This window comes from Nonomuraea sp. NPDC005730, assembly GCF_040630865.1.
In the GTDB taxonomy this organism is placed as follows: Bacteria; Actinomycetota; Actinomycetes; order Streptosporangiales; family Streptosporangiaceae; genus Nonomuraea.
Window position 1 is genome coordinate 1 of the sequence record NZ_JBEXYK010000035.1, and the last position, 24,986, is coordinate 24,986.

32 protein-coding genes are annotated in these 24,986 nt (G+C 73.7%); 10 read left to right on the forward strand and 22 right to left on the reverse strand.

Going from position 1 to position 24,986, the window contains the following annotated elements; translation table 11 throughout:
* Positions 1-303 (reverse strand): hypothetical protein (locus ABZ444_RS31350; RefSeq protein ID WP_358004569.1); only part of this gene is annotated, 303 nt, incomplete at its 3' end.
* Positions 304-500: 197 nt separating this feature from the next.
* Between ABZ444_RS31350 and ABZ444_RS31355 the strand changes: the two genes are divergently transcribed.
* Entirely contained in the window at positions 501-968 is a 468-nt protein-coding gene (locus ABZ444_RS31355; protein WP_358004572.1) for a GNAT family protein, read from the forward strand.
* A gap of 133 nt (positions 969-1,101) precedes the next feature.
* Here ABZ444_RS31355 and ABZ444_RS31360 read toward each other — a convergent pair whose 3' ends face one another.
* The 3 genes from ABZ444_RS31360 to ABZ444_RS31370 form a co-directional block, all read right to left on the reverse strand.
* A complete protein-coding gene (locus tag ABZ444_RS31360) occupies positions 1,102-1,503 on the reverse strand; it encodes a hypothetical protein (RefSeq protein ID WP_358004575.1) in 402 nt (133 codons plus the stop codon).
* A gap of 1 nt (position 1,504) precedes the next feature.
* Positions 1,505-2,041 (reverse strand): dihydrofolate reductase family protein, encoded by a 537-nt coding sequence (locus ABZ444_RS31365; RefSeq protein ID WP_358004578.1) that lies wholly within the window; start codon positions 2,039-2,041, stop codon positions 1,505-1,507.
* 392 nt (positions 2,042-2,433) lie between these two features.
* A complete protein-coding gene (locus tag ABZ444_RS31370) occupies positions 2,434-3,063 on the reverse strand; it encodes a TetR/AcrR family transcriptional regulator (RefSeq protein WP_358004581.1) in 630 nt (209 codons plus the stop codon).
* Positions 3,064-3,143: 80 nt separating this feature from the next.
* Between ABZ444_RS31370 and ABZ444_RS31375 the strand changes: the two genes are divergently transcribed.
* Complete coding sequence (locus ABZ444_RS31375) at positions 3,144-3,968, forward strand: alpha/beta fold hydrolase (RefSeq protein WP_358004584.1); 825 nt, start codon at positions 3,144-3,146, stop codon at positions 3,966-3,968.
* Between the two features lie 31 nt (positions 3,969-3,999).
* Here ABZ444_RS31375 and ABZ444_RS31380 read toward each other — a convergent pair whose 3' ends face one another.
* The 5 genes from ABZ444_RS31380 to ABZ444_RS31400 form a co-directional block, all read right to left on the reverse strand.
* A complete protein-coding gene (locus ABZ444_RS31380; RefSeq protein WP_358004587.1) occupies positions 4,000-4,437 on the reverse strand; it encodes a GNAT family N-acetyltransferase in 438 nt (145 codons plus the stop codon).
* A 68-nt stretch (positions 4,438-4,505) separates the two neighbouring features.
* A complete protein-coding gene (locus ABZ444_RS31385) occupies positions 4,506-4,934 on the reverse strand; it encodes an HIT family protein (protein WP_358004590.1) in 429 nt (142 codons plus the stop codon).
* Positions 4,935-4,984: 50 nt separating this feature from the next.
* The gene (locus ABZ444_RS31390) at positions 4,985-5,902 is read right to left on the reverse strand and encodes an RNA polymerase sigma-70 factor (protein ID WP_358004593.1); all 918 of its coding nucleotides are present in this window, start codon (positions 5,900-5,902) and stop codon (positions 4,985-4,987) included.
* Between the two features lie 105 nt (positions 5,903-6,007).
* Positions 6,008-6,607, reverse strand: coding sequence for an SRPBCC family protein (locus ABZ444_RS31395; RefSeq protein WP_358004596.1), 600 nt, complete (start codon positions 6,605-6,607; stop codon positions 6,008-6,010).
* Positions 6,608-6,657: 50 nt separating this feature from the next.
* Positions 6,658-7,005 (reverse strand): hypothetical protein, encoded by a 348-nt coding sequence (locus ABZ444_RS31400; protein WP_358004599.1) that lies wholly within the window; start codon positions 7,003-7,005, stop codon positions 6,658-6,660.
* A gap of 147 nt (positions 7,006-7,152) precedes the next feature.
* Here ABZ444_RS31400 and ABZ444_RS31405 point away from each other — a divergent pair, with 147 nt between their 5' ends.
* Positions 7,153-7,845 carry a TetR/AcrR family transcriptional regulator gene (locus ABZ444_RS31405; protein ID WP_358004602.1) on the forward strand — a complete coding sequence of 231 codons (693 nt, stop codon included), beginning with the start codon at positions 7,153-7,155 and terminating at the stop codon, positions 7,843-7,845.
* A gap of 76 nt (positions 7,846-7,921) precedes the next feature.
* Here the strand turns inward: ABZ444_RS31405 and ABZ444_RS31410 are convergent, their stop codons facing one another.
* Both ABZ444_RS31410 and ABZ444_RS31415 read right to left on the reverse strand, forming a co-directional pair.
* The gene (locus ABZ444_RS31410) at positions 7,922-8,530 is read right to left on the reverse strand and encodes a dihydrofolate reductase family protein (protein WP_358004605.1); all 609 of its coding nucleotides are present in this window, start codon (positions 8,528-8,530) and stop codon (positions 7,922-7,924) included.
* Positions 8,531-8,611: 81 nt separating this feature from the next.
* On the reverse strand, positions 8,612-9,172 hold the full coding sequence (locus ABZ444_RS31415; protein WP_358004608.1) for a helix-turn-helix domain-containing protein: 561 nt from the start codon (positions 9,170-9,172) through the stop codon (positions 8,612-8,614).
* A 161-nt stretch (positions 9,173-9,333) separates the two neighbouring features.
* On the opposite strand from ABZ444_RS31415, the gene ABZ444_RS31420 reads away from it, so the two are divergent.
* Positions 9,334-10,275: a chlorophyllase gene (locus ABZ444_RS31420; protein WP_358004611.1), complete on the forward strand. Its 942-nt coding sequence runs from the start codon at positions 9,334-9,336 to the stop codon at positions 10,273-10,275.
* Between the two features lie 181 nt (positions 10,276-10,456).
* Here ABZ444_RS31420 and ABZ444_RS31425 read toward each other — a convergent pair whose 3' ends face one another.
* From ABZ444_RS31425 to ABZ444_RS31435, 3 genes are read right to left on the reverse strand one after another with little or no spacing between them, the layout of a single operon-like run.
* Positions 10,457-11,101 (reverse strand): response regulator transcription factor, encoded by a 645-nt coding sequence (locus ABZ444_RS31425; protein ID WP_358004614.1) that lies wholly within the window; start codon positions 11,099-11,101, stop codon positions 10,457-10,459.
* Complete coding sequence (locus ABZ444_RS31430) at positions 11,092-12,192, reverse strand: histidine kinase (protein ID WP_358004617.1); 1,101 nt, start codon at positions 12,190-12,192, stop codon at positions 11,092-11,094. The genes ABZ444_RS31425 and ABZ444_RS31430 overlap by 10 nt, the downstream gene beginning before the upstream one ends.
* Positions 12,176-12,793 carry a DedA family protein gene (locus ABZ444_RS31435; protein WP_358004620.1) on the reverse strand — a complete coding sequence of 206 codons (618 nt, stop codon included), beginning with the start codon at positions 12,791-12,793 and terminating at the stop codon, positions 12,176-12,178. Before ABZ444_RS31435 ends, ABZ444_RS31430 begins: the two co-directional genes overlap by 17 nt.
* Positions 12,794-12,894: 101 nt before the next feature.
* Here ABZ444_RS31435 and ABZ444_RS31440 point away from each other — a divergent pair, with 101 nt between their 5' ends.
* Entirely contained in the window at positions 12,895-15,618 is a 2,724-nt protein-coding gene (locus tag ABZ444_RS31440; protein ID WP_358004623.1) for a DEAD/DEAH box helicase, read from the forward strand.
* Positions 15,615-16,763 (forward strand): SWIM zinc finger family protein, encoded by a 1,149-nt coding sequence (locus ABZ444_RS31445; RefSeq protein ID WP_358004626.1) that lies wholly within the window; start codon positions 15,615-15,617, stop codon positions 16,761-16,763. Before ABZ444_RS31440 ends, ABZ444_RS31445 begins: the two co-directional genes overlap by 4 nt.
* Positions 16,764-16,786: 23 nt before the next feature.
* On the opposite strand, the gene ABZ444_RS31450 is transcribed toward ABZ444_RS31445, so the two are convergent.
* Complete coding sequence (locus tag ABZ444_RS31450; RefSeq protein ID WP_358004628.1) at positions 16,787-18,259, reverse strand: pyridoxal-dependent decarboxylase; 1,473 nt, start codon at positions 18,257-18,259, stop codon at positions 16,787-16,789.
* Between the two features lie 107 nt (positions 18,260-18,366).
* On the opposite strand from ABZ444_RS31450, the gene ABZ444_RS31455 reads away from it, so the two are divergent.
* Positions 18,367-18,873, forward strand: coding sequence for a ricin-type beta-trefoil lectin domain protein (locus ABZ444_RS31455; RefSeq protein ID WP_358004631.1), 507 nt, complete (start codon positions 18,367-18,369; stop codon positions 18,871-18,873).
* A 7-nt stretch (positions 18,874-18,880) separates the two neighbouring features.
* Here ABZ444_RS31455 and ABZ444_RS31460 read toward each other — a convergent pair whose 3' ends face one another.
* Positions 18,881-19,450 carry a WHG domain-containing protein gene (locus ABZ444_RS31460; RefSeq protein WP_358004634.1) on the reverse strand — a complete coding sequence of 190 codons (570 nt, stop codon included), beginning with the start codon at positions 19,448-19,450 and terminating at the stop codon, positions 18,881-18,883.
* 68 nt (positions 19,451-19,518) lie between these two features.
* On the opposite strand from ABZ444_RS31460, the gene ABZ444_RS31465 reads away from it, so the two are divergent.
* The gene (locus tag ABZ444_RS31465; protein ID WP_358004637.1) at positions 19,519-20,016 is read left to right on the forward strand and encodes an FBP domain-containing protein; all 498 of its coding nucleotides are present in this window, start codon (positions 19,519-19,521) and stop codon (positions 20,014-20,016) included.
* Positions 20,017-20,024: 8 nt separating this feature from the next.
* On the opposite strand, the gene ABZ444_RS31470 is transcribed toward ABZ444_RS31465, so the two are convergent.
* Positions 20,025-20,972: a GNAT family protein gene (locus ABZ444_RS31470; protein ID WP_358004640.1), complete on the reverse strand. Its 948-nt coding sequence runs from the start codon at positions 20,970-20,972 to the stop codon at positions 20,025-20,027.
* 44 nt (positions 20,973-21,016) lie between these two features.
* Here ABZ444_RS31470 and ABZ444_RS31475 point away from each other — a divergent pair, with 44 nt between their 5' ends.
* Entirely contained in the window at positions 21,017-21,613 is a 597-nt protein-coding gene (locus ABZ444_RS31475; RefSeq protein ID WP_358004643.1) for a TetR/AcrR family transcriptional regulator, read from the forward strand.
* On the opposite strand, the gene ABZ444_RS31480 is transcribed toward ABZ444_RS31475, so the two are convergent.
* Positions 21,610-22,248, reverse strand: a complete 639-nt coding sequence (locus ABZ444_RS31480; RefSeq protein WP_358004646.1) for an SDR family oxidoreductase — start codon at positions 22,246-22,248, stop codon at positions 21,610-21,612. The genes ABZ444_RS31475 and ABZ444_RS31480 overlap by 4 nt on opposite strands.
* Before the next feature lie 58 nt (positions 22,249-22,306).
* Complete coding sequence (locus ABZ444_RS31485) at positions 22,307-22,930, reverse strand: TetR family transcriptional regulator (RefSeq protein WP_358004649.1); 624 nt, start codon at positions 22,928-22,930, stop codon at positions 22,307-22,309.
* On the opposite strand from ABZ444_RS31485, the gene ABZ444_RS31490 reads away from it, so the two are divergent.
* On the forward strand, positions 22,863-23,615 hold the full coding sequence (locus ABZ444_RS31490; protein WP_358004652.1) for an SDR family oxidoreductase: 753 nt from the start codon (positions 22,863-22,865) through the stop codon (positions 23,613-23,615). The two genes, ABZ444_RS31485 and ABZ444_RS31490, sit on opposite strands and share 68 nt — an antisense overlap.
* 19 nt (positions 23,616-23,634) lie before the next feature.
* On the opposite strand, the gene ABZ444_RS31495 is transcribed toward ABZ444_RS31490, so the two are convergent.
* The 3 genes from ABZ444_RS31495 to ABZ444_RS31505 are packed head-to-tail and all read right to left on the reverse strand — an operon-like array spanning position 23,635 to position 24,972.
* Positions 23,635-24,033, reverse strand: coding sequence for a VOC family protein (locus ABZ444_RS31495; protein WP_358004655.1), 399 nt, complete (start codon positions 24,031-24,033; stop codon positions 23,635-23,637).
* Entirely contained in the window at positions 24,030-24,647 is a 618-nt protein-coding gene (locus tag ABZ444_RS31500) for an SRPBCC family protein (protein WP_358004657.1), read from the reverse strand. Before ABZ444_RS31500 ends, ABZ444_RS31495 begins: the two co-directional genes overlap by 4 nt.
* Complete coding sequence (locus ABZ444_RS31505) at positions 24,634-24,972, reverse strand: metalloregulator ArsR/SmtB family transcription factor (protein WP_352356418.1); 339 nt, start codon at positions 24,970-24,972, stop codon at positions 24,634-24,636. The genes ABZ444_RS31500 and ABZ444_RS31505 overlap by 14 nt, the downstream gene beginning before the upstream one ends.
* Positions 24,973-24,986 lie beyond the last annotated feature (14 nt).

A 24,986-nucleotide genomic window follows, 5' to 3' on the forward strand; every position in this document is an offset into this window, starting at 1 on the left:
TGTGTTCATACGTTGTATCTTCAGCTCTTCCCCCGGCGTGGAGACCCGGCCGGGCCGGGCCGGGCCGTCCGCGGGGTGTTCCGGCCGGCCGGCCGGGCGGTACGCGGTTGCGCTGCGGACAACGGCCGGCCCCGCGTCATGGGGGTGACCGTGGGGGTGACCGTGATGGCCGCAGCGGCCCGCGGCCCTGGCCGGGGACGTGCCCGTGCCCGTCGCGGCCCGAGCCGCGACGCCACCGCCGGCGAGCGTGGCCATCGACACCTCGACGACGGCCCCCGGCCCGCTGACGGCTGTGCCTGTCATGCGCTCCTCCTCCCTGCCCGAGCGGGCGACTCTGCACCGTGACTACCCCATGTCACTCTCCGTGAAGCTCGATGGCCGGGTAAAATCCCCGGTCAGCAGCACAAGGGCAGGGCTGCGATCACGGTGGGTGAGGGAAACGGTGGCGTGGAAGGCGTGTCCGCCGGAACTGTCGGCGCCTGGTGGCACACTCGGCGGGCATGAGCGCTGACGTGCGGCTGCGGCCCGTCCTGGAGTCCGATCTGGAGGTGTTCCTGGAGCAGGAGCACGACGAGGAAGCCGTCCGGCGGTCCAGGTTCGCCCCTCGCGAGCGGGTGGCCTTCATGACCCACTGGGCCACCCGGGTGCTCGGCGATCCCACCGTCCTGGTGCGGACGGTCACGGTCGAGGGTGCGGTGGCCGGGAACGTCGTGTCCTGGTGGGAGGGCGAGCGGCGGTTCGTCGGCTACTGGCTGGGCCGCCCCTTCTGGGGGCGCGGTGTCGGCACCGCGGCGCTGGGGCTGTTCCTGGCGGAGGAGAAGACCAGGCCCCTGTACGCCGACCCGTTCGCGGGCAACACCGGCTCGGTGCGGTTGCTGGAACGCCACGGGTTCCGGCGCGCCGGCACGGTCCGGCACGGCGAGGACGAGCATCTGCTGCTGGTGCTGGGCGACGACCTGTCCGCCTGACCGGTCAGGCGGCGGGGGCGGGCGCGGGGAGCACCGGGCCTGTTGGCGGGTGAGCGTGGGCCGCCGCTGGGTCGTTCGCCGCCGCTGGGCTTGGGCTCGGCGGGGGTCGGCGGTCGGGTGGGCGGCGGTCGGGTCAGCCGCGGCCGCCCGTGAAGGGGGGGTCGCCGTCCTTCGGCGCGCGGAAGCGCAGCGCCGACCACATCTCGTCCACCGCGACCTGGCCGTTGGGGCGCAGCCCGTACTCGCCGACGATGGGCCACAGCGTGTCGCGGTTGATGTCGGACTTGTTGCCCTTGGGGTAGGCCACCCAGACCACGGGCGGCGCGGTGATCTCGTCGCGGTGCTCGTCCAGGATGCGGCGGGCCGCGGCGGCGTCGGAGGCGAAGATCAGCGCGACGTCCGCCTCCTTGACGGATCCGGCCTCGCGCGCGCCCTCGGGCAGCGGCCCCAGGAGCGGCCGATGGGCGGGGTCGGAGACCCACACGGTGGTCGTCGGCTTGATGAGCAGCTTGTCGGCGACGGTCTTGGTGGCCATGTCATGCCCTCGTGTAGATCAGGTTCAGCACGCCGGTGCTGAAGGTGGTGGAGGTGGTCAGGGTGAGCGGGATCTGCTCGCGCACGTCGTCGAACAGCCGCTTGCCCGAGCCGACGACGATCGGGTGGAGTAGCAGGTTGAGCTCGTCGAGCAGGCCCTCGCGCAGCAGCGAGACGACCAGGGTGCCGCTGCCGACGACGGAGATGTTCCCGCCGGGGCGCTCCCGCAACGCCGCCAGCTCGGCCAGGCTCACGACCTCGGTGTTCTGCCAGGACGGCGAGGTCAGCGTGGTGGAGACGACGTACTTGGTCGAGGAGTTCATCGCCTCGGCCAGCGGCTCCTTCTCGGGGTCCTGGTGCGGCCAGTACCCGGCGAACTCCTCGTAGGTGTGGCGGCCCAGCAGCATGGCGTCGGCGGCCTGCATCTGCGCGCCGACCGACTGGCCCATCTCGTCGTTGAAGTACGGGAAGTGCCAGGTGTCGGGGGCCTCGACGACGCCGTCGAGGGAGATGAACAGGCCCGCGGTGATCTTTCGCATGGTTGTCGCTCCTTGAGTTCCTGAGGTGCCTCAAGCGTCCCACCGACAAATGAAGTTGTCAAGACGACTTTGATTGTCCGAAGTGGATGTTCCTGCGCCTCGCGGCTCGGTGATGGTGGGCCGGGCCTTCTGGGCCGGCTGCTCGAACGAGGCGGCCTTGGCGGCGCGGCCGGGTGGCTGCTTCGCACCCCGCTCCCGCAGCGGACGGCGGTTCTTCCCAGCCGTGGACGCCTCCCACCGATGGCCCCTGAGAACCGCCTCGCCATGCCGCAAGCCGCTACCGCCACGGATGGGGTGCCCGTGGTCCTGCGGGAACGGCTCTTCGGGCGCGGCGAACGGGCCTCCGATCGCGGGTCGCACGCAACGGGCCCCGGCCCTGGGGCGGAGGGCTGCTAGGGGCGCGGCGTGGTCTGGGGGTGGGGCCCGGCGGAGGGCTTGTGGGGTGTGGCGACCGACAGGAGGGTCAGGGCGGCCTGGCGGGCGTGGTCGGCGGCGGCCGCGCTGTCATGGTGGGCCGCGACGACGGTCGCGCCCTCGACCAGCATCAGCAGCTGCCGCCCCAGCAGCCCGGGATCGGCCGCCCCGGCGCGTTCGGCGATGCCGGTCAGCAGATCGAGGTAGCGGTCCAGGTGGCGGGCGGTGATGGCCCGTACGGGGTCGGCGTGGTGCTGGGCGGCGGCGTTCAGCAGGGCGCAGCCGCGGAAGGCCGGATCGTCGTACCACTGCCGCAGGGCGTCGAACACCGCGGCCAGCTGGGCGCGCGGATCGTCGCCCGCGGCCTCGGCGCAACCGGCCAGCCAGCGGGCGACCCGGTCGCTGCGTTCCCGGAGCACGGCCTCGACCAGGCCCTCCTTGGTGCCGAAGTGGCGGTAGAGGGTCTCCTTGGAGATGCCGATCCCGGCGCACAGCCCGGCGACGCCGATGCCGTCGAGCCCGCGCTCGTACAGCAGGTCGGTGGCCGCGCTCAGGATGGCGGCGCGGGTGCGGGCGGGGTCGATCGTGGAGCCTTTGGCCACGGGCATGGCCTGGATAGTACCGGTCGGTTCGATCGGGTGCTAACGTCTCGGGTCGTACCGATCGGTTCGATCTCGGGAGCTCGCCCATGTCCGACCCGCTTGCCGCCGACCCGCCACGCGACCCCGACTTCCCGGCCACCACGCCGGAGGTGACGTTCGACAGCGGCGGCGAGCGCCTGCTCGGCGTGCTGCACCTGCCCGCCGGGCGCGGCCCGCACCCCGTCGTCGTGCTGCTGCACGGATTCCCCGGCAACGAGCGCAACTTCGACCTCGCCCAGACGCTGCGCCGCGCCGGCTACGCCTGCCTGGTGTTCCACTACCGCGGATCATGGGGCGTGGGCGGCACCTGGTCCTGGGGGCACGTGCTGGAGGACGCCGCCGCCGTCGTCGCCGCGCTGCCCGGCCTGGCCGCCGCCCACCGGCTCGACCCGCGGCGCCTGGTGCTGGTCGGCCACAGCATGGGCGGGTTCGCGGCGCTGATGACGGCCGCGGCGGACCCGTCCGTGACCGCCGTCGCCTCCGTCGCCGCGTTCGACCTGGGCGTGGCCGCCGCGCTGTGCCGCGCCGACGCCGGGGTGCGGGCCGGGTACGTCAAGGCGTTCGACGGCGAGCTGGCCCCCCTGCGCGGCACCAGCGGGCAGGCGCTGGTCGGCGAGATGGAGGCGGGCGGCGACGCCTGGCGGCTGGCCCGGCTCGCGCCCCGGCTGGCCGGCCGCCCCGTGCTCCTCGTCGGCACCGGCCACGACGTCGTCACGCCGCACGAGGTGCACCACGACCCCCTGGTCGCCGCCTACCGGGCACACCCCGTCGAACGCCTCGAAGACCACCTCTTCCCCACCGACCACGCCCTGTCGGACCACCGCGTCACCCTGGCCCGCGCGATCCTCGGCTTCCTCGAACGCTCCCTGTGACGGCCGCGCCCCGCCCCCGGGCAGCGGCCCGTCAGGAGGGACGGGCCACGTAGGCGTGCTTGGCCTCGCCGGAGAAGCCGCAGGCGCGGTAGAAGGCGTGGGTCGCGGGCCGGCGAGAGCCCGTCATCAGCATCGCCTTGTAACAGCCGGCGTCCCATGCGGCCTGGAGGGTGGCGGCCATGATCTGCTTGCCCAGCCCGGCGCCCCGCCGCGACGCCTCGACGACGACGTTCTCGATCACGGCGTACGGCGAGGCCGACCGGGTGAGGTTGGGGATCACGTTGAGGTAGGTCGTCGCGACGACGGCCCCGTCCAGTTCGAGCACGAAGAGGCGGAGCGCGGGCGATGCGAGGATCTGCCGGAAGGCCACCGCATCGGACCCGTCCACGACATCCGGGTCATCCGGCTGCAACTGCCGGTAGAGGCGGACGATGTGCTGGAAGTCGTCAAGCCGGGCCTCGCGGAACATGCGCGGAGCATAACAACATGCCACGGCCCCCTCGGTGCCTGTCGCCGCTCACGCGGCCGGCCCCCGCGTCAGCGGGGCAGCGCGGCGCGGACCAGCGCCGCGTCCTGGTCGAGCCGGGCGCGCGAGGGGCTCCGCCACTCGGCGCTGACCACCACGCCGTCCCCCGCGAAGCGCGGCACCACGTGCAGGTGGAGGTGGAAGACGTCCTGGCCGGCGGCCTCGCCGTCCGCCAGCGACAGCCGCACCCCCTCGCAACGCAGCCCCGAGGCCCGGAGCGCGGCCGCCACCCGCCGCGCCGCCCGCCAGATCGGCCCGCCGACCGCGTCACCGGCCTCGGCCAGGCCGGCGACGTGCGCGCGCGGGATCACCAGGACGTGACCGGGCGTGGCCGGGTGACGGTCGAGGATCGCCAGGACGTCGTCGTCGCCGTAGACCACGCTGGCCGCGGCCCGCCCGGCGACGATCTCACAGAAGACGCACGATTCCATACCGGTCATGATCGGCGACGACAGGCGGCCGCCGCACCCGGATTTCCCCCGCGGCCTCGTCAGCGGCTCACGGCGGTCTCGTGTCCGATCCGGGACAACTTGCCGGGGTTGCGCACGGCGTACAGGCCGCTGATGAGGCCGCCGTCCAGGCGGATCGCCACGACACTGTGGATCTCGCCGTCGATGTCGACGAGCAGCGCCGGATGACCGTTGACGTGGGCCGGGCGCAGACGGGCCGTGCCGGCGATCCTGGACAGCACCCCGGCCACCGTGACCGCGCCCTCGACCGGCGCGAGCGCCGCCCGCACCACGCCGCCGCCGTCGGTGAGCAGGACGACGTCAGGGGCCAGCAGGTCGAGCAGACGCTGCAGGTCGCCGGTCTCGATCGCGCTCTGGAAGGCCGCCAGCGCCTGGCGCGCCTGCTCGGCCGAGACGCTCGCCCGGGGACGGCGTGCGGCCACATGCCCCCGGGCGCGGTGGGCGATCTGCCGCACCGTCGCCGGGGTCTTGCCGACGGCCTCGCCGATCTCGTCGTACTCCAGGCCGAACACCTCCCGCAGCACGAACACCGCGCGCTCGGTGGGATGGAGCGTCTCCAGCACCAGCAGCATGGCCATCGAGACGCTCTCGGCCAGCTCGACGTCCTCGGCCACGTCCGGCGAGGTCAGCAGCGGCTCGGGCAGCCACGGACCGACGTAGGACTCCTTGCGCCGGCGCATCGTGCGCAGCCGCGTCAGCGCCTTCCTGGTGACCATGCGGACCAGGAACGCGCGCCGGTCACGCACGGACTCCAGCTCGACCGACGCCCACCGCAGCCAGGTCTCCTGCAGGATGTCCTCGGCGTCGGCGGCCGAGCCCAGCATCTCGTAGGCGACGGTGAACAGCAGGTTGCGATGCTCGACGAACGCCCGGGTCGCGCTGTCGGCCTGGTCGGCCTGGTCGGCCTGGTCCGCCGGTTCGACGCTGGTGTCCATCATCTGCTCCCGCCTGTCGGTTCTCGACCTTGCCACACGCACCAGACGCCGGTCGCCACCGTCGCGTGACATCCGGGAACAGTGGCGCCCGTCACATCTGGCCGGCGGTCAGCGGGACTCCGCGGCGGCCTTCAGGTCGCGCAGCCATGCCTCCAGCCCCGCGCCGAGGAGCTCGGTGGAGGTGGCCACGTCGGCCTCGACCTGGGCACCGGTCCAGGTCTCCTCGGTGTGCACGCGCACACCGCCGTTGACCTCGGTGAACGTCCACAGGTGCACGCCCCGGTCGATGCGCACGCCGGTGCCGACCGCCGGCCCGCTCCACAGCAGGCAGGCCTCGCGCTTGACGCGCCGGAGGGTGGAGGTGATGTGCATGGTGGTGGCCGGGGTCGTGTCGGTGGCCGGAGCCGGCGTGGTCCACCGCCACGACGAGCCGGCGCGCAGCGGGCCGTGGTCCAGGCGCTTGCTGGACAGGACCGGCTGCTGCCAGTCGGGCCACCGCTCCACACGCGTCTGCAGAGCGAAGATCCTGCTCAGCGGAGCATTGATCACGATGTCGGCCCGGTAACGGATGCGGGCGGCGGCGTCGACGCCCTCTCCCTGGCACTGGGCCGCGCCGGTGGAGGCGTGGGCGGCCGGGACGTTGCCCGCCAGGACGCCGGCCACGGCGAGCGGGATCAGGATCGAGGCGACGCGGACGTTGCTGAACATGGTGTACCTCTCGTTGAGGGATCGAAGAAAGGGGGCGGCCGGGGAGGCCGTCAGCGCCGTCCGGCCCGCACGATGGCCACGATGAGCGCGGCGCAGGCGGCGACGATCAGCCCGGCGAAGGCGGGGTGCATGTCCTTCGACAGGCTCGGCGCACCGTCCGGCCGGGCCACCCACACGGCGAACGGCACCGCGTAGGCGAGGGCGACCAGCACGGCCGCCCACCGGACTACCCGGTCACGGGCGCGAAGCAGCGCGCCGACCAGCACGAGCGCCACCGGAACGATCGCCAGCAACGCGAACTGGCCGACGATCATGACGGGCACCGCCCAGGCGGCGACACTCACCGCCACCGGCGTGCCACGACCGGGACGGGGGGACGGTTGGTACGTGGTGGTCATGACGTTCCCTTCACCTGAACGGACCCGAACGGCTAGATGCTCATGCGTTCGTTAGAAGTTATAACTGCACAGGGAAGGGAGTGTCAACAACGTTCGTGATAGCCTCTAACTAAATCTTTTGGGTGTAGCGTCGGAAGGCGGCAAGGCATGGCGGACACCGGCACGGCGACCCCACGCGAGCGCTACCGCGCCCAGATCCGCGGCGAGATCAAGGAACACGCCTGGCGGCAGATCGCCACGACGGGAGCCTCCGCGCTGTCCCTCAACGCGATCGCCAAACAGATGGGCATGAGCGGCCCCGCGCTCTACCGCTACTACGCCAACCGCGACGAGCTGATCACCGAGCTCATCCGCGACGCCTACCGCAGCCTCGCCGACACCCTCCGCTCAGCCACCGCAAAGGGCGGCGAAAAGGGCGGCGAAAAGGCCACCGGAAGCGATGACCGGGGTGCCGGGCTGGCCGGGCTGGCCCACGCCGTACGCGCCTGGGCCCTGCACGACCCCCAGCGCTACCTCCTCATCTACGGCACCCCCGTCCCCGGCTACCACGCCCCCGACGACATCACCGCCATCTCCTCCCAGATCATGACCCTCCTGCTCGACGCCGGCTCCGCCACCCCGCCCCGGCGCCCCGAAACCCCGCTCGAGCACCACCTGGCCGAGCACCGCGACTGGGCCGGCGATCACCCCGCCCCGCCCGCCGTCCTGCACCAGGCGCTCAGCTTCTGGACCCGGATCCACGGCGTGCTGTCCCTGGAGCTGGCCGGCCACTTCGCCGGCATGGGCTTCGACCCCGCCCTGCTCTTCGCCGCCGAGCTGGACGACCTGCTGGCCCGCTGACCCCGCGCGCACGACAGGCCCGGCCCGCCGGAGGAGGCGATGCCGGGCCTGTCGTGACGGGCCGGTCGAAGGCGCGTTATCGGGCGTCCTGGGGCAGGTGGGTCTTGGCGTCGTCGTAGGAGCCCTCGCCGGCCGCCGCGGCCGGCCGGTAGACCAGGTACAGCACGCCCGTGGTGAACGTCTGCGAGCTGACCAGCTCCAGCGGGATCGAGCTGTCGCCCTCGTCGAACAGCCGCTCGCCCTTGCGCACCGCGATCGGGTGCACCAGCAGGTGCAGCTCGTCCAGCAGCCCGGCGGCCAGGAGCTGCCGGACCACCGAGACCGAGCCGCTCATCGCGATCGGGCCGCCCGGCTCGGCCTTCAGTGCCGTCACGCCCTTGACCAGGTCACCCTGCAGCAGCTCGGAGTTGCGCCAGGTGAACTCCAGCGGCTGCCGGGAGACCACGATCTTGCGCGCGTCGCCGATCGTCCTGGCGAAGTCGGCGTCCTCGCCGCCCGCCGCCTCGCGCTCCGGCCACGCCCCGGCGAAGCTGTCGTACGTCTCACGCCCCAGCAGCAGCGTGTCGGCCATCTGCGCCGTCACCGCCGCGCCCATCTCGTCGTTGAAGTACGGGAAGTGCCACTCCGCCGGGTCCTGGACGACACCGTCGAGCGAGATGAACAGGTTCGCGCTGATCTTCCTCATGATGGTTCTCCATGCGTCTCGGGATGTGGCTGAAGTCTCGCCGGGCCGGCTTACGGATCTCTTAAGGTCTTCCTCCCGCGCTCACCGGGCCAGCCCGGCGACGAGCAGCCCGACCAGGCGGCGGGCGTCGTAACGGGGATCGGCCTCGGCCCCGATGCACAGGTTGCCCACGCCGCGCATGAGCTCGAAGGCGTCCAGGTCGCCGCGGATCTCGCCGGCGGCCGCCGCGGCCTCCAGCAGGCGGGCGCACACCGGCACCAGGCGGTCGAGGAAGTAGGCGTGCAGCGCCTGGAAGCCGGTGTTGTCCGGCTGCAGCACCGCGGCCAGCCCGTGCTTGGTGACCAGGAAGTCGACGAACAGGCCGATCCACTGCCGCAGCGCCGCGTACGGGCCCGGGCCGGCGGCCAGCAGGGCCGGACCGGCCTCGGCGCAGGACTCCACCTGGTGCCGGTAGACGGCGATGACGAGGTCGGCCCGCGTGGGGAAATGGCGGTAGATCGTGGCGGTGCCGACACCGGCCTCGGCCGCGATGTCGCGGATCGGCGCCTCCACGCCCGAGGTGACGAACACCGCGGCGGCCGCGCGCAGCAGGTTCTCCTCGTTACGCCGCGCATCGGCCCGTTTGGGACGCGACTCCTCCACGCCGTTCCTCCCAGGGTCGGATTTCTAAACGGGACACGGTCCCGTATCGTCGAAAACGGGACACGGTCCCGCTTGCACATCATGCCAGAGCCGAGGCCCGACGGCCAAGCCCTGCCCTCTCCCGCGCCCACCTGCGGCAACCCCACCCGGAAGGCACCACCATGCCCGCATCGCCCACCGCCCCCGTCGTGTCGGTCCGGCCGGTCGTCCTGCCCGCCCCCGGACGGGGCCAGGACCTCCAGGTCCGCGTCTCGGCCCCCGCCACCGGCGACCACCTGCCCGTCGTCGTCCTGTCCCACGGCCACGGCTGGTCCATGGACGGCTACGCCCCCCTGGCCGACCACTGGGCCGCCCACGGCTTCGCCGTCCTGCAACCCACCCACCTCGACTCCCGCACCCTCGCCCGCCCCGCCGACGACCCCCGCACCCCGCACATCTGGCGCATCAGGGTCGAGGACCTCCGGCGCGTCATCGACGGCCTCGACGTCCTGGAAGCAGCCCTGCCGGGCCTGCCCGGACGCCTGGACCGCGGCCGCATCGCCGTCGCCGGCCACTCCTGGGGAGCCCAGAGCGCCGGCATGCTGCTCGGCGCCCGGATCCTGGACGCCGACGGACGGCCGGGACAGGACCTGTCCGACCCGCGCGTCACGGCCGGCGTGCTGCTCGCCCTGCCCGGCACCGGCGGCCAGGACCTGTCACCGTTCGCCGCCGAGCACCTCCCCTTCATGAACCCCGCCTTCGACGGCATGACCACCCCGGCCCTGCTCGTCGCCGGCGACAAGGACGACTCCCCGCTGTCGAGGCGGGGACCCGACTGGTTCACCGACGGCTACCACCTCAGCCCCGGGGACAAGAGCCTGCTGACGCTCTTCGGCGCCGAGCACACCCTCGGCGGCGTCGCCGGACACCACGTCGCCGAGACCACCGACGAGAACCCCGAACGCCTGGCCCTGCTGCAGCAGCTCACCACCGCCTACCTGCGCACCGCCCTGCACCCCGGCGACCCCGCCTGGCCCGCCGCCCGCGCCGCCCTGGAGGCCGACCCCCGCCCCCTGGGCCGGATCGACAGCAAGCAGGCCGATCAGCCGGCCGGACGGCGGTAGCCGTAGGTCTCGTGCCGGCGGCGGAGACCCAGCGAACGGTACAGCTCGCGGGCGGCCAGTGACCGGTCGCGGTGCGCCCGTCGAGCCAGCCGACCGCGAAACGCCGAAGGCGCAGCCGGACCGACCGCAGCCGCGGCAGGTCCTCGTGCCGGAAGGCGCGCCGACGCACGGGCCGCCCCCCTCAGGACTTCAGGAAGTGCAGGACGGCCAGCACCCGGCGGCTGTACCCGCTGGCGTGCGACAGGCCCAGCTTGTCGAACAGCGAGTTGACGTGCTTCTCCACCGCGCTCTGCGACACGTGCAGCTGCCCGGCGATCGAGGCGTTGGTCATGCCCTGGGCCATGCGCTCCAGCACCTCCCGCTCGCGCGCGGTCAGCCGGGCCAGCGGATCGACCTGCGTGGTACGGGCCAGCAACTGCCGCACCACCTCCGGGTCGAAGGCCGCCCCGCCCGCCGCCACCCGCTCCAGCGCGTCCAGGAAGTCGCCCACCTGCGCCACGCGGTCCTTCAGCAGATAGCCGACGCCCTCGACGTCGGCGCTCATCAGCTCGGTGGCGTAACGCTTCTCCACGTACTGCGACAACACCAGCACCTTGACCCCCGGCCAGCGCCGCCGGATCTCCAGCGCCGCCCGCAGCCCCTCGTCGGTGTGGGTCGGCGGCATGCGCACGTCCACCACCACGACGTCGGGGACGTGCTCGGCCACCGCCGCCACCAGGGCCTCGCCATCGCTCACGGCGGCCGGTACCTCGTGGCCCTCCTCGCCCAGCAGGCGTACCAGACCCTCGCGCAGCAGCGTGGAGTCCTCGGCCAGGATCACCCGCACGGCAGCCCCGCCGCCACCGTCGTCGGGCCGCCGGGCGGGCTGACCACCTCGAAGGCGCCGTCGAGCGCCGCCACCCGCCGGGCCAGCCCCGAAAGGCCGCCTCCCGAGGGGCGCGCGCCACCCGTGCCGTCGTCGCTCACCCGTACGAGCACCCTGTCGTCCTCCTGTCTGACCTCGACCGTCACCATTGTGGCGGCCGCGTGCTTGGCGGCGTTGGTCACCGCCTCGCTGACCACGAAGTACGCCGCCGTCTCCACCGCCATCGGCGGCCGGCGCGGCAGGTCGCACACCACCTTGACCGGCACGCCCGCGCGTTCGGCCACCCCGGCCAGCGCCTCGCCCAGCCCGAGGGAGTCCAGCCCGCTCGGGTAGACCCGCCAGGCCACCTCGCGCAGCTCGGCCAGCGCCTGCTGGGCCTGCTCGTGCGCCTGCGCCAGCAACTCCGGACGCCCCCGCCGGGAGCGCCCGATGAGCATCGACAGCGCCACCAGGCGCTGCTGCAGCCCGTCGTGCAGGTCACGCTCGATCCGGCGGCGCTCGGAGTCGACCGCGGCCACGATCCCGGCCCGGCTCTCGGCCAGCTCGGCGATCCGGCGCTCCAGCGCCTCGGTACGGTCGGGCCCCAGCAACCGCCCGGCCAGCCGCCGCTCCAGCGCGTGCACCCCCACCAGCCCCGACACGGCGATGAACAGCAACACGCAGCCGCCCACCACGAAGTACAGCACCAGCGGCGGCGTCGGCGTCATCCCGTCGTACGGCTCGCCACGGGCCCACGCCCCCAGCAGCAGGATCGCGGTGCGCGCGCCGAGGACCAGCAGCGTCACCACCAGCCCGCCCAGCACCCCGGCCGGGATCCTGGCGGCCAGGTAACGCGCCGGCCGGGTGTCCCAGCCGGACAGCGCGTCCAGCGCGGCGGTGTCCAGGCGCAGGCGGCGCGACTCGAACGCGGCCAGCCCCGCCGCGAGCGCCCGCACCCGCGGCCGCCCCAGGAAGGGCAGTGTGAGCAGCAGGAACACCGCGCCCGCCACGGCGGTGAAACCGCCCAGGACCACCGCGCCCAGCACCCTCAACCCCTCAGCGGCGGTCCGCATGCCTTCCCTTACGTCGTTCCGTCAGCCGCACCGCGACGAAGACCGCGATCGCCAGCACCACCAGGCCGATCACCACGTACGTGCCGATCCCCACGTACGCCTCCACCAGCGACCAGTTCTCGCCGAGAAAGTATCCCGCAAGCACGAAGATGGTGTTCCAGATGGCGCTGCCGGCCGTCGTGAGCAGGGTGAACGTCACCAGCGGCATACGTTCCACACCCGCCGGCACGGAGATCAGGCTGCGGAAGATGGGGATCATCCGGCCGAAGAACACGGTCTTGCGGCCGTGCCGCAGGAACCACGCCTCGGTCTTCTCGATGTCGGTCACCTTGACCAGCGGCAGCTTGGCGGCGATGGCCAGCGTGCGCTCGCGGCCGAGCAGCGCGCCCACCCCGTACAGGGCCAGCGCTCCGACGACCGAGCCGAGCGTCGTGCACACCAGCACGTCGAGCAGGTCCAGCTCGCCCCTGCTGGCGGTGAAGCCGGACAGGGGCAGGATGACCTCGCTGGGCAGCGGCGGGAACAGGTTCTCCAGCATGATCGCCAGCCCGGCCCCGAAGGCGCCGAGGTTCTCCATCAATGCAATCAACCAATCCGTCATGTCCCCCAGGCTACGAATGATCCGTTATGGCGGTAATGAGGCGGACGGCCGATGTGCACTGTGGTAAACCACACCCCGATGTACCGTACACTGTACGGCCTATGAGTGCTCTTCCGGATCTGGCGCAACACCCAGCGATCTTCCGTCCCGGCGATCCCCCCAGGTCCGGCCACCTGGTCTTCCTCGACGACCAGGGCGACGGCACGGCCACGGTGATCGAACAGGACGCCGACGGCCGGCCCCGCGCGCGCGAGCGCGCCGCCACCGAGATCCCCGTCGCCGACGCCGTCGCCGTGCTGGCCAGGGCGCGCACCGACGCCGCCGCCCACCCGGCCACCCGCTTCTGGGGCGCCGTCGCGCTGGTCGCCCTCCAGCTCGTCACCCGCGGCCGCATCCTGCCCGCCGTCTCGCCCGACGGCCACGACTCCTGGCGCGCCGGCCCCCTCGACGCCGCCGACGCCCGCCGGGTGCGCGAGCTGGCCGCGGCCATGCCCGCCGCCGCCCGCGCCATCCCCGTGGGCGACCTGCTGCTGCCCGACGCCGAGCCCCTCGTGCGCGCCTTCCTGGACGCCGTGGCCGACGCCATGCCGCGCTCGCCCGGAGCCGTACGCGCCACCGGCACCACCGCCTTCGCCGCCGTCAGGCCCGTCAAGGTGCCCCACCTGCGCCCCTGGGCCGAGGAGGTCTCGGCCGGGCTGGACTCCGGCGTGCGGCTCTCGCTCCGGCTGGAGGCCGACGACCTGGCCCAGGCTGACTTCCGGGCCGTCGTCCAGGTGCACGGCCTGGCCGACCCCTCGCTCGTCGTGGACGCCGCCGACCTGTGGCAGGGCCGCGACCCCGGGTTCGGCGCCCGCGCCAGGATCGAGGTCACCCTCGCCGTGCGCCGCGCCGCCCGCGCCTGGCCCCGCCTGGAACGGCTGCTGGAGCACGCCGTGCCCGACGAGCTCGCCCTCACCGACGGCGACGTGGAGGACCTGCTGGCCGGCGCGGCCGACCGGCTGGCCGGCGCCGGCGTCGAGGTCCACTGGCCGCGCTCACTGGTACGCGGCCTGAGCGCCCAGGCCGTCGTCGGCGAACGCGACAGCGCGCCCTCCGACCTGCCCTCCTTCCTCGGCGGCCGCCACCTGACCAGCTTTAACTGGCGGCTCGCGCTCGGCGGCGCCCCGCTGACCGCCGCCGAGATGGACCTGCTGGCCGAGTCCCACCGGCCCGTCGTACGGCTGCGCGACCAATGGGTGCTCATCGACCCCGCGCTGGCCCGCAAGGCCCGCCAGCGCGACCTCAAGCCGCTGACCGGCCTTCAGGCGCTCGGCGCGGCCCTCACCGGCACGGTCGAGATCGACGGCGGGGACGAACCCGAACAGATCGCCGTCGAACCCACCGCCTGGCTCGCCGACCTGCGCGACCGGCTCACCGACCCCGAACCCGTGCCCCCGCCGCCCGGCCTGGCCGCCACCCTGCGCGACTACCAGCTCCAAGGGCTGCGCTGGCTGGCCAGGATGACCTCGCTCGGCCTCGGCGGCTGCCTGGCCGACGACATGGGCCTGGGCAAGACCATCACCCTGATCGCGCTGCACCTGCACCGCGCCGGCACCGGCCCCACCCTCGTGGTCTGCCCCGCCTCGCTGCTGGGCAACTGGGAACGCGAGATCACCAAGTTCGCGCCCGGCGTCCCGGTCCGCCGCTACCACGGGGCCGCCCGCACCCTGGCCGACGACGGGTTCGTGCTCACCACGTACGGCACCATGCGCCTGGACGCCGCCACGTTGGGCGCCCACCCCTGGGGGCTGCTGGTCGCCGACGAGGCCCAGCACGTCAAGAACCCCGCCTCCAGCACGGCCAAGGCGCTGCGCGAGATCCCCGCCGGCGCCCGCGTCGCCCTCACCGGCACCCCCGTGGAGAACAACCTGTCCGAACTGTGGGCCATCCTCGACTGGACCACCCCCGGCCTGCTCGGCCCCCTGACCCGCTTCAGGGCCCGCTGGGCCAAACCGGTCGAGTCCGGCGACACCGACACCGCCGCCCGGCTGGCCAGGCTCGTCGGGCCGTTCCTGCTGCGCCGCCGCAAGAGCGACCCCGGCATCGCCCCCGAACTGCCGCCCAAGACCGAGACCGACCGGCCCGTCCCCCTCACCACCGAACAGGCCGCCCTGTACGAGGCCGTCGTCCGCGAGAGCATGACCCAGATCGAGAACGCCAAGGGCATGGCCCGGCGCGGCCTGATCGTCAAACTGCTGACCGGGCTCAAACAGATCTGCAACCACCCCGCCCACTACCTGCACGAGTCGTCCCCCCGCCTGACCGGCCGCTCGGGCAAGCTGGAACTGCTCGACGAGCTCGTCGACACGATCGTCGCCGAGGACGGCGCCGTGCTGGTGTTCACCCAGTACGTCGCCATGGCCAGGCTCCTGGAACGCCACCTGGCCGGCCGCGGCGTCGACACCCGGCTCCTGCACGGCGGCACCCCGGTCGCCCGCCGCGAGGAGATGGTCGCCCGCTTCCAGGACGGCCACGTCCCCGTCTTCCTGCTCTCACTCAAGGCCGCCGGCACCGGCCTGAACCTGACCCGCGCCGACCACGTCATCCACTACGACCGCTGGTGGAACCCCGCCGTGGAGGACCAGGCCACCGACCGCGCCTACCGCATCGGCCAGACCAGGCCCGTCCAGGTGCACCGTCTCATCGCCGAAGGCACGATCGAGGACCGCATCGCCGCCATGCTCGGCGCCAAGCGCTCGCTCGCCGACGCCGTCCTGGCCTCCGGCGAGGCCGCCTTCACCGAGCTGACCGACGCCGAACTCGCCGCACTCGTGGAGCTCAGATGACCGCCGTACGCGGATTTGCCGCCTTCCCCCCGCAACGCGCCGGCGCCCGCTTCGCCACCACCTGGTGGGGCCAGGCGTGGATCAAGGCACTGGAGGACACCTCGCTCGACCAGACCCTGCTGCGCAAGGGCCGCGCCTACGCCAAGACCGGCCAGGTCGGGCCGATCACCGTCAGCCCCGGCCGGCTCGCCGCCGTCACCGAGCACGAGTACGACACCGTCGTCCGCGTCGAACAGCTCACCGACGCCGCCTGGGAACGTTTCCTCGACCAGGTCGCCGCCAAGGCCGGGCACATCGCCGCGCTGCTCGACCGCGACGTCCCGCACGACCTCGTCGAGGCCGCCGAGGACGCCGCCGTGCCGCTGCTGCCCACCGTCGGCGACCTGGAGCCCGAATGCTCCTGCCCCGACTGGGGACACCCCTGCAAGCACGCCGCCGCCCTGTGCTACCAGGCGTCCTGGCTGCTGGACGGCGACCCGTTCGTCCTGCTGCTGCTGCGCGGACGCGGCGAACAGGAGCTGATCGAGGCCCTGCAGAACCGCGACCTGCCCATCCCGGCCCCCGCCCGCGCGCCCGGCGGCGGGACCACCGAGGAGGACGCCTCCGGCGGGGTGCCCGCCGCGCAGGCGTTCGCGGTCGGCGAGCCGCCGCTGCCCGAACCGCCGCCGCGAGAGGCCGCCTTCACCCCCCTCGCGCTCGACCCCGCGCCCGGCGTGGACGTGGCCGCCCTGGCCGTGCTGGCCGCCTCCGCCGCCGGCCGCGCCCGCCAGATCCTGCTGCACGGCAGCCTGGAACCGCTGACCGAATACCAGGACCGCGTCCGCCTGGCCGCCGAGCACGACCTCGACCTCGGCCTGGAAGCCGCCGTCCAGGCCTGGCGCCACGGCGGCGCCCCCGGGCTCGACGTGCTCGAAACCCCCTGGACCCCGGCCCGCCAGGACCTGGCCAGGGCCCAGGCGCTGCTGGAGTCCGGCTGGGACGGCGACCCGCCGCCTCACCTGGAGACCTGGCGCAACCGCTGGACGTTCGGCCCCCGCCAGGTCCGCTACGGCCGCGACGGCCGCTGGTACCCCTTCACCGAGCACGACGGCCACTGGTGGCCGGCCGGCCCGCCGGAACGCGACCCGTCCAGCCTTCTCCACTGACCCCGGCGGGCACGGGAACGGGGTCAGGGGGCGGACTCCTCGGCCTCGCCCGCCGCGGCGACCACGGCCAGCAGACGGTCCAGGTCGCCCGGCGTGGCGTGCGGGTTGAGCAGGGTGAGCTTGAGCCGGACCCGCCCCGGGCCCGCCCCCGGCAGCTCGGTCCGGCCCACCACCGCCCTGCCCTCGCGCAGCAGCCTGCGCCGCAGCCCCGCGTTCACCTCGTCCGAGCGCGCCGGATCCGCCGGCACGTACCGGAACAGCAACGCCGTCAGCACCGGATCGGCGTGCAGCTCCAGCCGCCGATGGGCGCGCACCGCCGCCGCGCCGTGCCGGGCCAGGTCGTGACAGGCCTCCACCAGACGGCCCAGCCCCGCCCGGCCCAGCGTGCGCAGCGTCACCAGGATCTTGAACGCGTCGGCCCGGCGCGTGGTGCGCAGCGAGTACCCCAGCAGGCTCGGGTAACCGGCCTCCTCGTCGTCGGCCGGGTTGAGGTAGGCCGCCCGCCGGGCCAGCGAGGCGTACGTCTCGGCCCGGCGCACCAGGAACACCCCGGCCGCGGCCGGCTGCCAGCCGAGCTTGTGCCAGTCCAGCGACACCGAGTCGGCCAGCGCCAGACCGTCCAGGAGCGGGGCCAGGCGCTCCGACAGCAGCGCGCCACCGCCGTAGGCGGCATCCACGTGCAACCAGGCGCCGTGCTCGGCGGCCAGCGACGCGCACGCGCGCAACGGGTCGATCGCCCCGGTGTCCGTGGTGCCCGCCGTGGCCACCACCGCCACCGGCAGCTCACCGCGCCCGGCGCTCGCCCGCAGCGCCCCGGCCAGCGCGCCGGCGTCCATCCGCAGCTCCCGGTCGACCGGGACGGCGACGACCGCGTCCTCGCCCAGCCCGAGCAGCGCCGCGGCCCGCCGGGTGGAGAAGTGCGCGGCCTCGGAGGCGAAGATCCGCAGCCGCGGCCCCCCGCCCGGCAGGCCCGCCAGCTCGGCCCGGACGCCCGCCGACCGGCCCACCGCCAGGTCCCTGGCCAGCATCAGGCCCATCAGGTTGGACTCGGTGCCGCCCGAGGTCAGCACGCCGGCCGCCGCCGCCCCGAACCCCACCATCCGGGCCAGCTCCACCAGCAGCGACGTCTCCAGCGCGGTCGCGGCCGGCGCCTGGTCCCAGGAGTCCAGCGACGGGTTGAGCGCCGAGACCGCCAGATCGGCCGCCACCGCCACGGCCAGCGGCGGGCAGTGCAGATGCGCCGCGCAGAACGGATCGGCCGGATCGGCGCTCCCGTAGGCCAGCAGCTCGGTCAGCGCCCCCAGCCGCTCGCCCTCCGGCGCGAACGCCCGCGCCACTTCGGCGGCCAGCTCCTGGGGCGTGCGGGCGGGCAGCGGGCCGCCGCGCCGCCGCGCGCCCTCGGCCAGGGCGGCCAGCACGTCACGCAGCAGCGGCTCCAGCGCGGCCGCCCCGCCCACGCCACCGGACAGGGCCTGGTCCTTCGTCACATCGCTCACCCGGCCACTGTGCGGCACCGGCGGCGCCGCGGCCAACAGGCACCCCCGGTGGAACGCCATGGAACGCCCTCCAAGACAGGCACCCCATCGACCACAAGGAGACCCGCATGCGACACCTGCGCCGGATCGTGTACGCCCTGGGCGCGGCGCTGGCCCTCGGCCTCGTCCCCGCCACCGCGCACGCCGCCACCCCCGTCCACGTCAAGGAGGCCGAGCACAGCAAATGCCTCGACATCCGGACAGAGGACAACATCTTCGTTCCCGGTGCCCGGCTGCAGCGCTTCACCTGCCACAGCGTCAACGAGCAGCAGTGGGAGATCGTCCCGCTGGCGAGCGACTCGTTCGTGCTGCGCAACCCGCTGACCCGGCTCTGCGTGGCGGCCGAGTCGGCCGGCTTCGGCGCGCAGGTGGTGGAACGGGCCTGCGGCGACACCGACCCCGCCGTCCGCTGGTTCACGCTGGGCGGGGTGCCGTTCGTCAAGGGGTCGGGGTTCAACCAGATCCGCTCGGCCCTGGCGCCGGGAAGCTGCCTGGACACCCTGGACACCTTCGTCAAGATCTTCCCCTGCTCGCCGGGGCTGACCAACAAGGCCCAGCTCTGGGCGGCGGTCTGACCCGCGTTCAGGCCGGCGGCCAGTTCCTGAGCACCGCGTCCAGGGCGTCGAGGGCCCTGGACCAGGAGGCGTCCACCTCGCGGGGATGGCGGCGGAACCCGCCGGCCATCTCCAGGGTCACGTAGCCGTGCAGCGTGCTGCTCAGCATGCGCAGCGCGTCGGTCTGGTCGGGCTCGGACAGGTCGTAGCCGCGCAGGACGGCCCGCGTCAGCTCCGCGTGCCGGCGGCCCGCGCTGACGTCCAGCGACTCGGAGTCCAGCTCCAGCTGGGTGGCGGCGTACCGGCCGGGATGCTCCTTGGCGTAGCCGCGGTAGGCCGCGGCGAAGGGCACCAGCGCCTCCTTGCCCGACCGGCCGGCCAGCGCGGCGGCGGCCCGGTCGGCCATCTCGCCCAGGGCCAGCTCGGCCACCCTGACCCGCAGCTCCTGGATGTCCTTGACGTGCGCGTACAGGGCCGCGGGCCTGACGCCGAAGCCGCGGGCGAGCGCGGAGACGGTCACGTTCTGGAAGCCGACCTCGTCGGCCAGGTCCGCGGCCGCCCTGGTCAGGCGGTCGACGGTCACTCCCGCGCGGGCCACGGCAGCACCTTTCTTACAGGCTTTAAGTATTTGCATACTACCGTTAAGAAAAGCTAGCCTCCACACTCATGAGACCTCTGACCGAACGCGACATCCGCACGTCGTTCATCAACTGCTCCAAAGGCGAGGCCAAACGCGCCGGCCTGCCCAGGGATCTGGCCGACCTGCCCTGGGACGACCTCGACTTCCTCGGCTGGCGAGATCCCGGCGCCCCCGAGCGTGCCTATCTGGTGGCCGAGGCCGACGGCTCCCTGGTGGGCGTCGCCCTGCGGGTCACCTCCGGCGCCTCGCGGTCCTTCACCTCGCGCAGCATGTGCTCCTTCTGCCTGACCACGCACACCGCCGGCGGCGTCGCCCTGATGACCGCCCGCCGCACCGGCGAGCCCGGCCGCCAGGGCAACACCGTCGGGCAGTACCTGTGCGCCGACCTGGCCTGCCCCCTCTACCTGCGCGGCAGGAAGGAGGCCGCGGGCGCCGGCGTCGTGGAGGAGTCGCTGACGCCGGCCGAGAAGGTCGCCCGCGCGCACGCCAACGTGCGCGCGTTCCTGGACAAGGTGGCCGCCTGACCCGCCCGCTACTCGTCGTCCCAGGCCATCGAGCTCATCCGCCACCCGGCGGGCGTCCGGACGAACTGGGTGGTCTTGCTGCCCCCACCCTCGAACCGCACGCCGTCCCGGACGCCGCACTTGCGGTAGTCGCTGAACCGCTGGGCGACCGACCCGAAGATCTCGGTGCGCTCGGCGACCTCCCACTCGCGAAACTCCGTCAGCGTCCCGTCGGTGAGCATCCGCTGCCGGGGCTCGACGAAACCGTCCAGGTCGTGGACCACCGGCTCGGACCCGGTGTTGTTGACGATCACCGCCTGCGGGACGAACAGCTCCCGGACGGCGCCGACGTCCGGGCGGCGCCCGCCGGTGTTGGTGAAGGCGTCCATGAAGGCCGCCATCAGCCGGTCGAGCTCGGCCTTGACGCCGGAGGCGGGCGCGTCGCCGGCCAGCAGCGACCAGACCTCGCTGTCGTGCCGCTCGCCCCGGTGGGGGAAACGTTCGCGCAGCACGCCGTCACGGGTCATGCCGAGCCGGCGCGCGACCTCGATGCTGCGCGTGTTGCCCGGCGAGACCCACCACTCCACGCGCGCCATGCCGCGCTCGGCGAACGCCCAGTCGATCAGCAGCCGGCAGGCCCGGGTCACCAGCCCCCGGCCCGCCCCGGCCGGCTCCAGCCAGCAGCCGATCTCGCACACCCCCGAGACCGTCTCGAACCGGGTGAACATCACGCCGCCGACCAGCGTGCCGGCCAGCCAGATCCCGTAGATGCGGGCGCCGTCGGCGGCCTGGTCGTCGGCGTAGCGCTGCAGGACGGCCGTGGCCGAGGCCAGGTCGGTGCTGCGCGAGGCCCACGGGATCCACGGGTCCACCGACGGGCGGGCGCGGTCGATGTGATCGAGGAACTCCTGGGCCCGCCAGGGCTCCAGCGGGCGGAGCTCGGCCTCGTCGCCGAGCGGAAGTGCGAACACGGACACCGTCCCAAGGTACGTAACGAGCGTTCGGTATGTAAGGTAGCAGCATGCCGCCCGCCGCAGGAGACCGTGAAGCCCGCCGCGGAGACGTCTCGCAGGCGGTCTGGCAGGTGCTGGCCGACAAGGGGTTCGGCGGGCTGACGCTGCGCGCCGTCGCCGCCGCCATGGGCGTGTCGACCGGCCTGCTCATGCACTACTTCCCCACCAAGCGGGCCCTGGTCGGGCACGCGCTCGACCTGCTGGAGAAGCGCACCGCCGCCCGTCCCCGCCGCGAGCCCCCGGCCGCCGGCCTCGCCGCGCTGCGAGCCGCGCTGCTCGACATCCTGCCGCTGAGCCCCGCCGACGTCGCCCGCAACCGCATCTGGGTCAGCTCATGGGACCTGGCCCTGGCCGACGACGACCTCGGCGCCGGCCAGGCCGCCCGCTACACCCGACTGCGCTCGGCGCTGCGCGCGCACCTGGAGACCGCCCGCGACCTCGGCGAACTGCCCCCGCAGGCCGACCCGGAACGGCTGGCGGCCGGTGCGGTGGCCTTCACGCACGGGCTCGTCGTCCAGGCGCTGTTCGACCCCGGCCGCTTCCCCGAGGACGTCCAGACCGCCCTGCTCGACGGCTTCCTCGCCTCGATCGCGGCCCGTCCCTAGGTGGCCACCGAGACGACGTGCCCCGCCGAGGCGGGGTCGCCGGCCAGCTTCAGCATGCAGTCGGCCAGGTCGGCGCGGGTGGTGGAGCGGCCGCCGCGCAGGTTGAGATCCACGGCCGTGCGGTAACGGCCGGTGAGCCCGCCGTCGAGCAGGCGGGAGGGGCGCACGATCGTCCAGTCCAGGCCCGAGGCGCGCAGCAGGCGCTCGGACTCGGCCAGGTCGGTGTAGGAGCTCTTCAGCAGCGGTTGCAGGATGAGGGGCTTGAGTACGTACCGGGTGAACAGGCCGTCGCCGGCGTCGGCGACCATGCCCGCGGCGCTCACCAGCAGCACCCGCCGGGCCGAGACCCGCGTCATCGCCTGGAGGATCGAGCGCATGCCGGTCGTGTGCACGGTCGTCGGGCCGCGCCCGCGCGGGCCGAGCGCGATCAGGACGGCGTCCCTGCCCTTGATCGCCGGGGCGACGGCCTGGGAGTCGGCCAGGTCGGCGGTCACGGTCTCGACGCGATCGCGCAGCCCGGCCGGCAACCGGGCGGGGTCGCGGACGACGGCGGTGACCTCGTGGCCCAGGTCGAGCGCCTGCCGGACGAGCTCCAGTCCCGTGCGGCCGGTCGCCCCGAAGATGACGAGCCTCATGTCGTGCCCTTCGCGAGAGGGGTGGGTGAACACTTACTCACCCTACTCGCCGCAGCTCTCAGACGGCGTCGGCCGGGGCGTGCGCCGCCGCCAGGGCCCGCGCCGCCGCCACGACCGCCGCACGGCGCCGGGCCAGCGCCCGGCCCGGGTCGGGCTCGTCGAGGATGAGCCGGCGCATCTGCGGGGCGGCGAAGTTCCACGCCACCAGGCCCAGCACGGTGAACAGCCAGTCCTGGGCCGTAGCACGGTCGCGCATGCCGGCCGCCGCCAGGCCCTCGACGTGCTCGACGTAGGACTCCCTGCGTTCGCGCTCCCCCTCGACCGGCGCCTCGCCGACCTCCAGCGCCTCCCACATCAGCAACCGGACCAGCTCCGGATGCTCCTGGTACCAGTCGAACAGCACGCCGACGGCCTCGGGAAGGGTGCGCGGGTCGAGGCTCACCGCGTGGCAGATCTCGTCGAGCTTGTTCCGCACCACCGTGCCGAACAGCTTCTCCTTGCCGCCGAAGTAGAGGTAGATGGCCTGCTTGTTGGCCTGGGCGGCGGTCGCGATGCGGTCGATCCTGGCGCCGGCCAGGCCGTGCTCGGCGTACTCGGCCGTGGCGGCCGCCAGGATGCGCCGCCTGGTCGCCGCCGCGCTGGCCGGCCGTACCGTCGTGGTCGTCGGCGGCAGCTCCGGCATCGGGCTCGCGGCCGGCGCGCTGCTGGCCTCCGCCGGGGCGCGCGTGACGCTGGTGGCCCGCGACCGCGACCGCCTGGCCGCGGCAGTGGAGCAGGTGCGCACCCCCGGCGCCACCGTGACGGGCATCGCCGGTGACGGCACCGACGAACGCGACCTGGAGCGCGTCCTGGACGAGGTCGGCGGCCCCGTCGACCACCTGCTGGTCACCGCGGGCGGCCTGGCCGGCGGCCCGTTCCTGGACACCCCCGTCGACCGGCTCCGCCAGGCCGTGGACGGCCGGTTCTGGGGCGCCTACGCCGCCGCCCGCGCCGCCGCCCGCGCCATGCCCCCCGGCGGCTCGGTCACCTTCAGCTCCGGCCTCTACCTCCAGCGGCCCGTCCCCGGCGCGGCCGCCGCCATCGCGATCCTCGGCGCCGTCGAAGGGCTCACCAGGACCCTGGCCGTCGAGCTCGCCCCGATGCGGCTGCGCGTCAACGCCGTCAGGTACGGCATCGTGGACACGCCGCTCTCGCGCGGCAGCCTCGGCCTCGACGGAGCGGAGGCGGTCGCCGCGGCCGGCCGGAACACGCCGCTCGGCCGGTTCGGCACCGCGCAGGAGGCGGCCTCGGCCGCGCTGTTCCTCATGGCCAACAACTTCGCGACCGGCACCGTGCTCACCGTCGACGGAGGCCAGAGCCTGGTCTGACCTCCGCCGGGAGCGGCCCTCAGGCCAGGTTGAGCTGCCAGGAGACGCCGAACCGGTCGTTGACCCAGCCGAATCTCGTGCTGAAGCCGTACGAGCCGATCGGCATCAGCGGCTGGCCGCCCTCCGCCAGCGCCGCGTAGAGCCGGTCGATCTCCTCCTCGGTGTCGCACGCGACCCAGATCGACATCGAGGGGGTGAAGCCGAACGCGTGCCGCTCACTGCTGTCGATGCACATGTACTCCTGGCCGGCCAGGGTGAACGTGGCGTGCATGACGGTGCCCTCGGGCCCCGGCCCCTCCGGGCCGTAATGGGAGACGGCCACCACCTTGGAGTCCTCGAACAGCGACACGTAGAAGTTCATCGCCTCCTCGGCGTCGCGGTTCTGGAACATCAGGAACGTCGTGGTCTTCTGGCTCATGACTGGTCCTCCGTCGGTAGGTAGAAAGCGGTGGTGGCGGCGACCGCGGCGGCGGCGGCCTCGGGCGGCGCCCCGGCCTCCTCGAAGGCCGTGCCCCACGCCCGGCTGCTGGCCGTGATGTAGCGGCGGCCATCGCCGGTCAGCTCGAAGCCGGCCTTGTCGGGCAGGTGCAGCCCGGAAAGGTGCAGCCCCAGGCCCAGAAGCCCGAGGTCCCAGCCCACGCCGACCGCCCCGGGCCCGAACCGGCCCCACATCTCCGGTGGCACCTCGGCGGTGTGGCGCAGCTCGAACAGGGTGCCCCCACCCTCGGCCGACAGGCGCACCTCGACCTCGGAGAAGCCGGGGTCGGGCCCGAACAACCAGCTCACCCTGAGGTAGGAGGGCGGCTCGCAGGCGAGGATCTCCCCGCCCGCGTTGCCCTCCAGCTGGTACGTGCCCCCCAGCCGCAGATCGCCGGAGACCGGCATGAACCAGCGGGCTATGCGCTCACCGTCGGTGCAGGCGTCCCAGACGTCCTCCACCTCCGCGTCGTAGTGGCGGGTCAGTGTCACGGTCTTGCGCTCGCCGTCCTTCAGCTCGCGCCTGATCCGGGATATCTCGTCAAGGCTGTCCATCGTGCTTCTTTCTTCTGCCCCGCGCCAGCTCGGTGGCCAGCGCGTCGAGGCGCTGCTCCCAGAAGCCGCGGAAACGGTCGAGCCAGAGGTCGACCTCCCGCAGCGGCGCGGGCTCCACGGCGTAGAGCCGTCGCGTGCCCTCGGCCCGCACGCTGGCGAACCCGTTGTCGCGCAGCACCTTCAGGTGCTGGGAGACCGCCGGCTGTGAGACGCCGAACTCTCGCTGGATGACTGCGGTGACCTCGCCGGAGCTCTGCTCGCCGCCGGCCAGCAGCTCCAGGATCCGGCGGCGGACCGGATCCCCGAGGACGTCGAACGCGTGCACGACCTCAGTGTTTC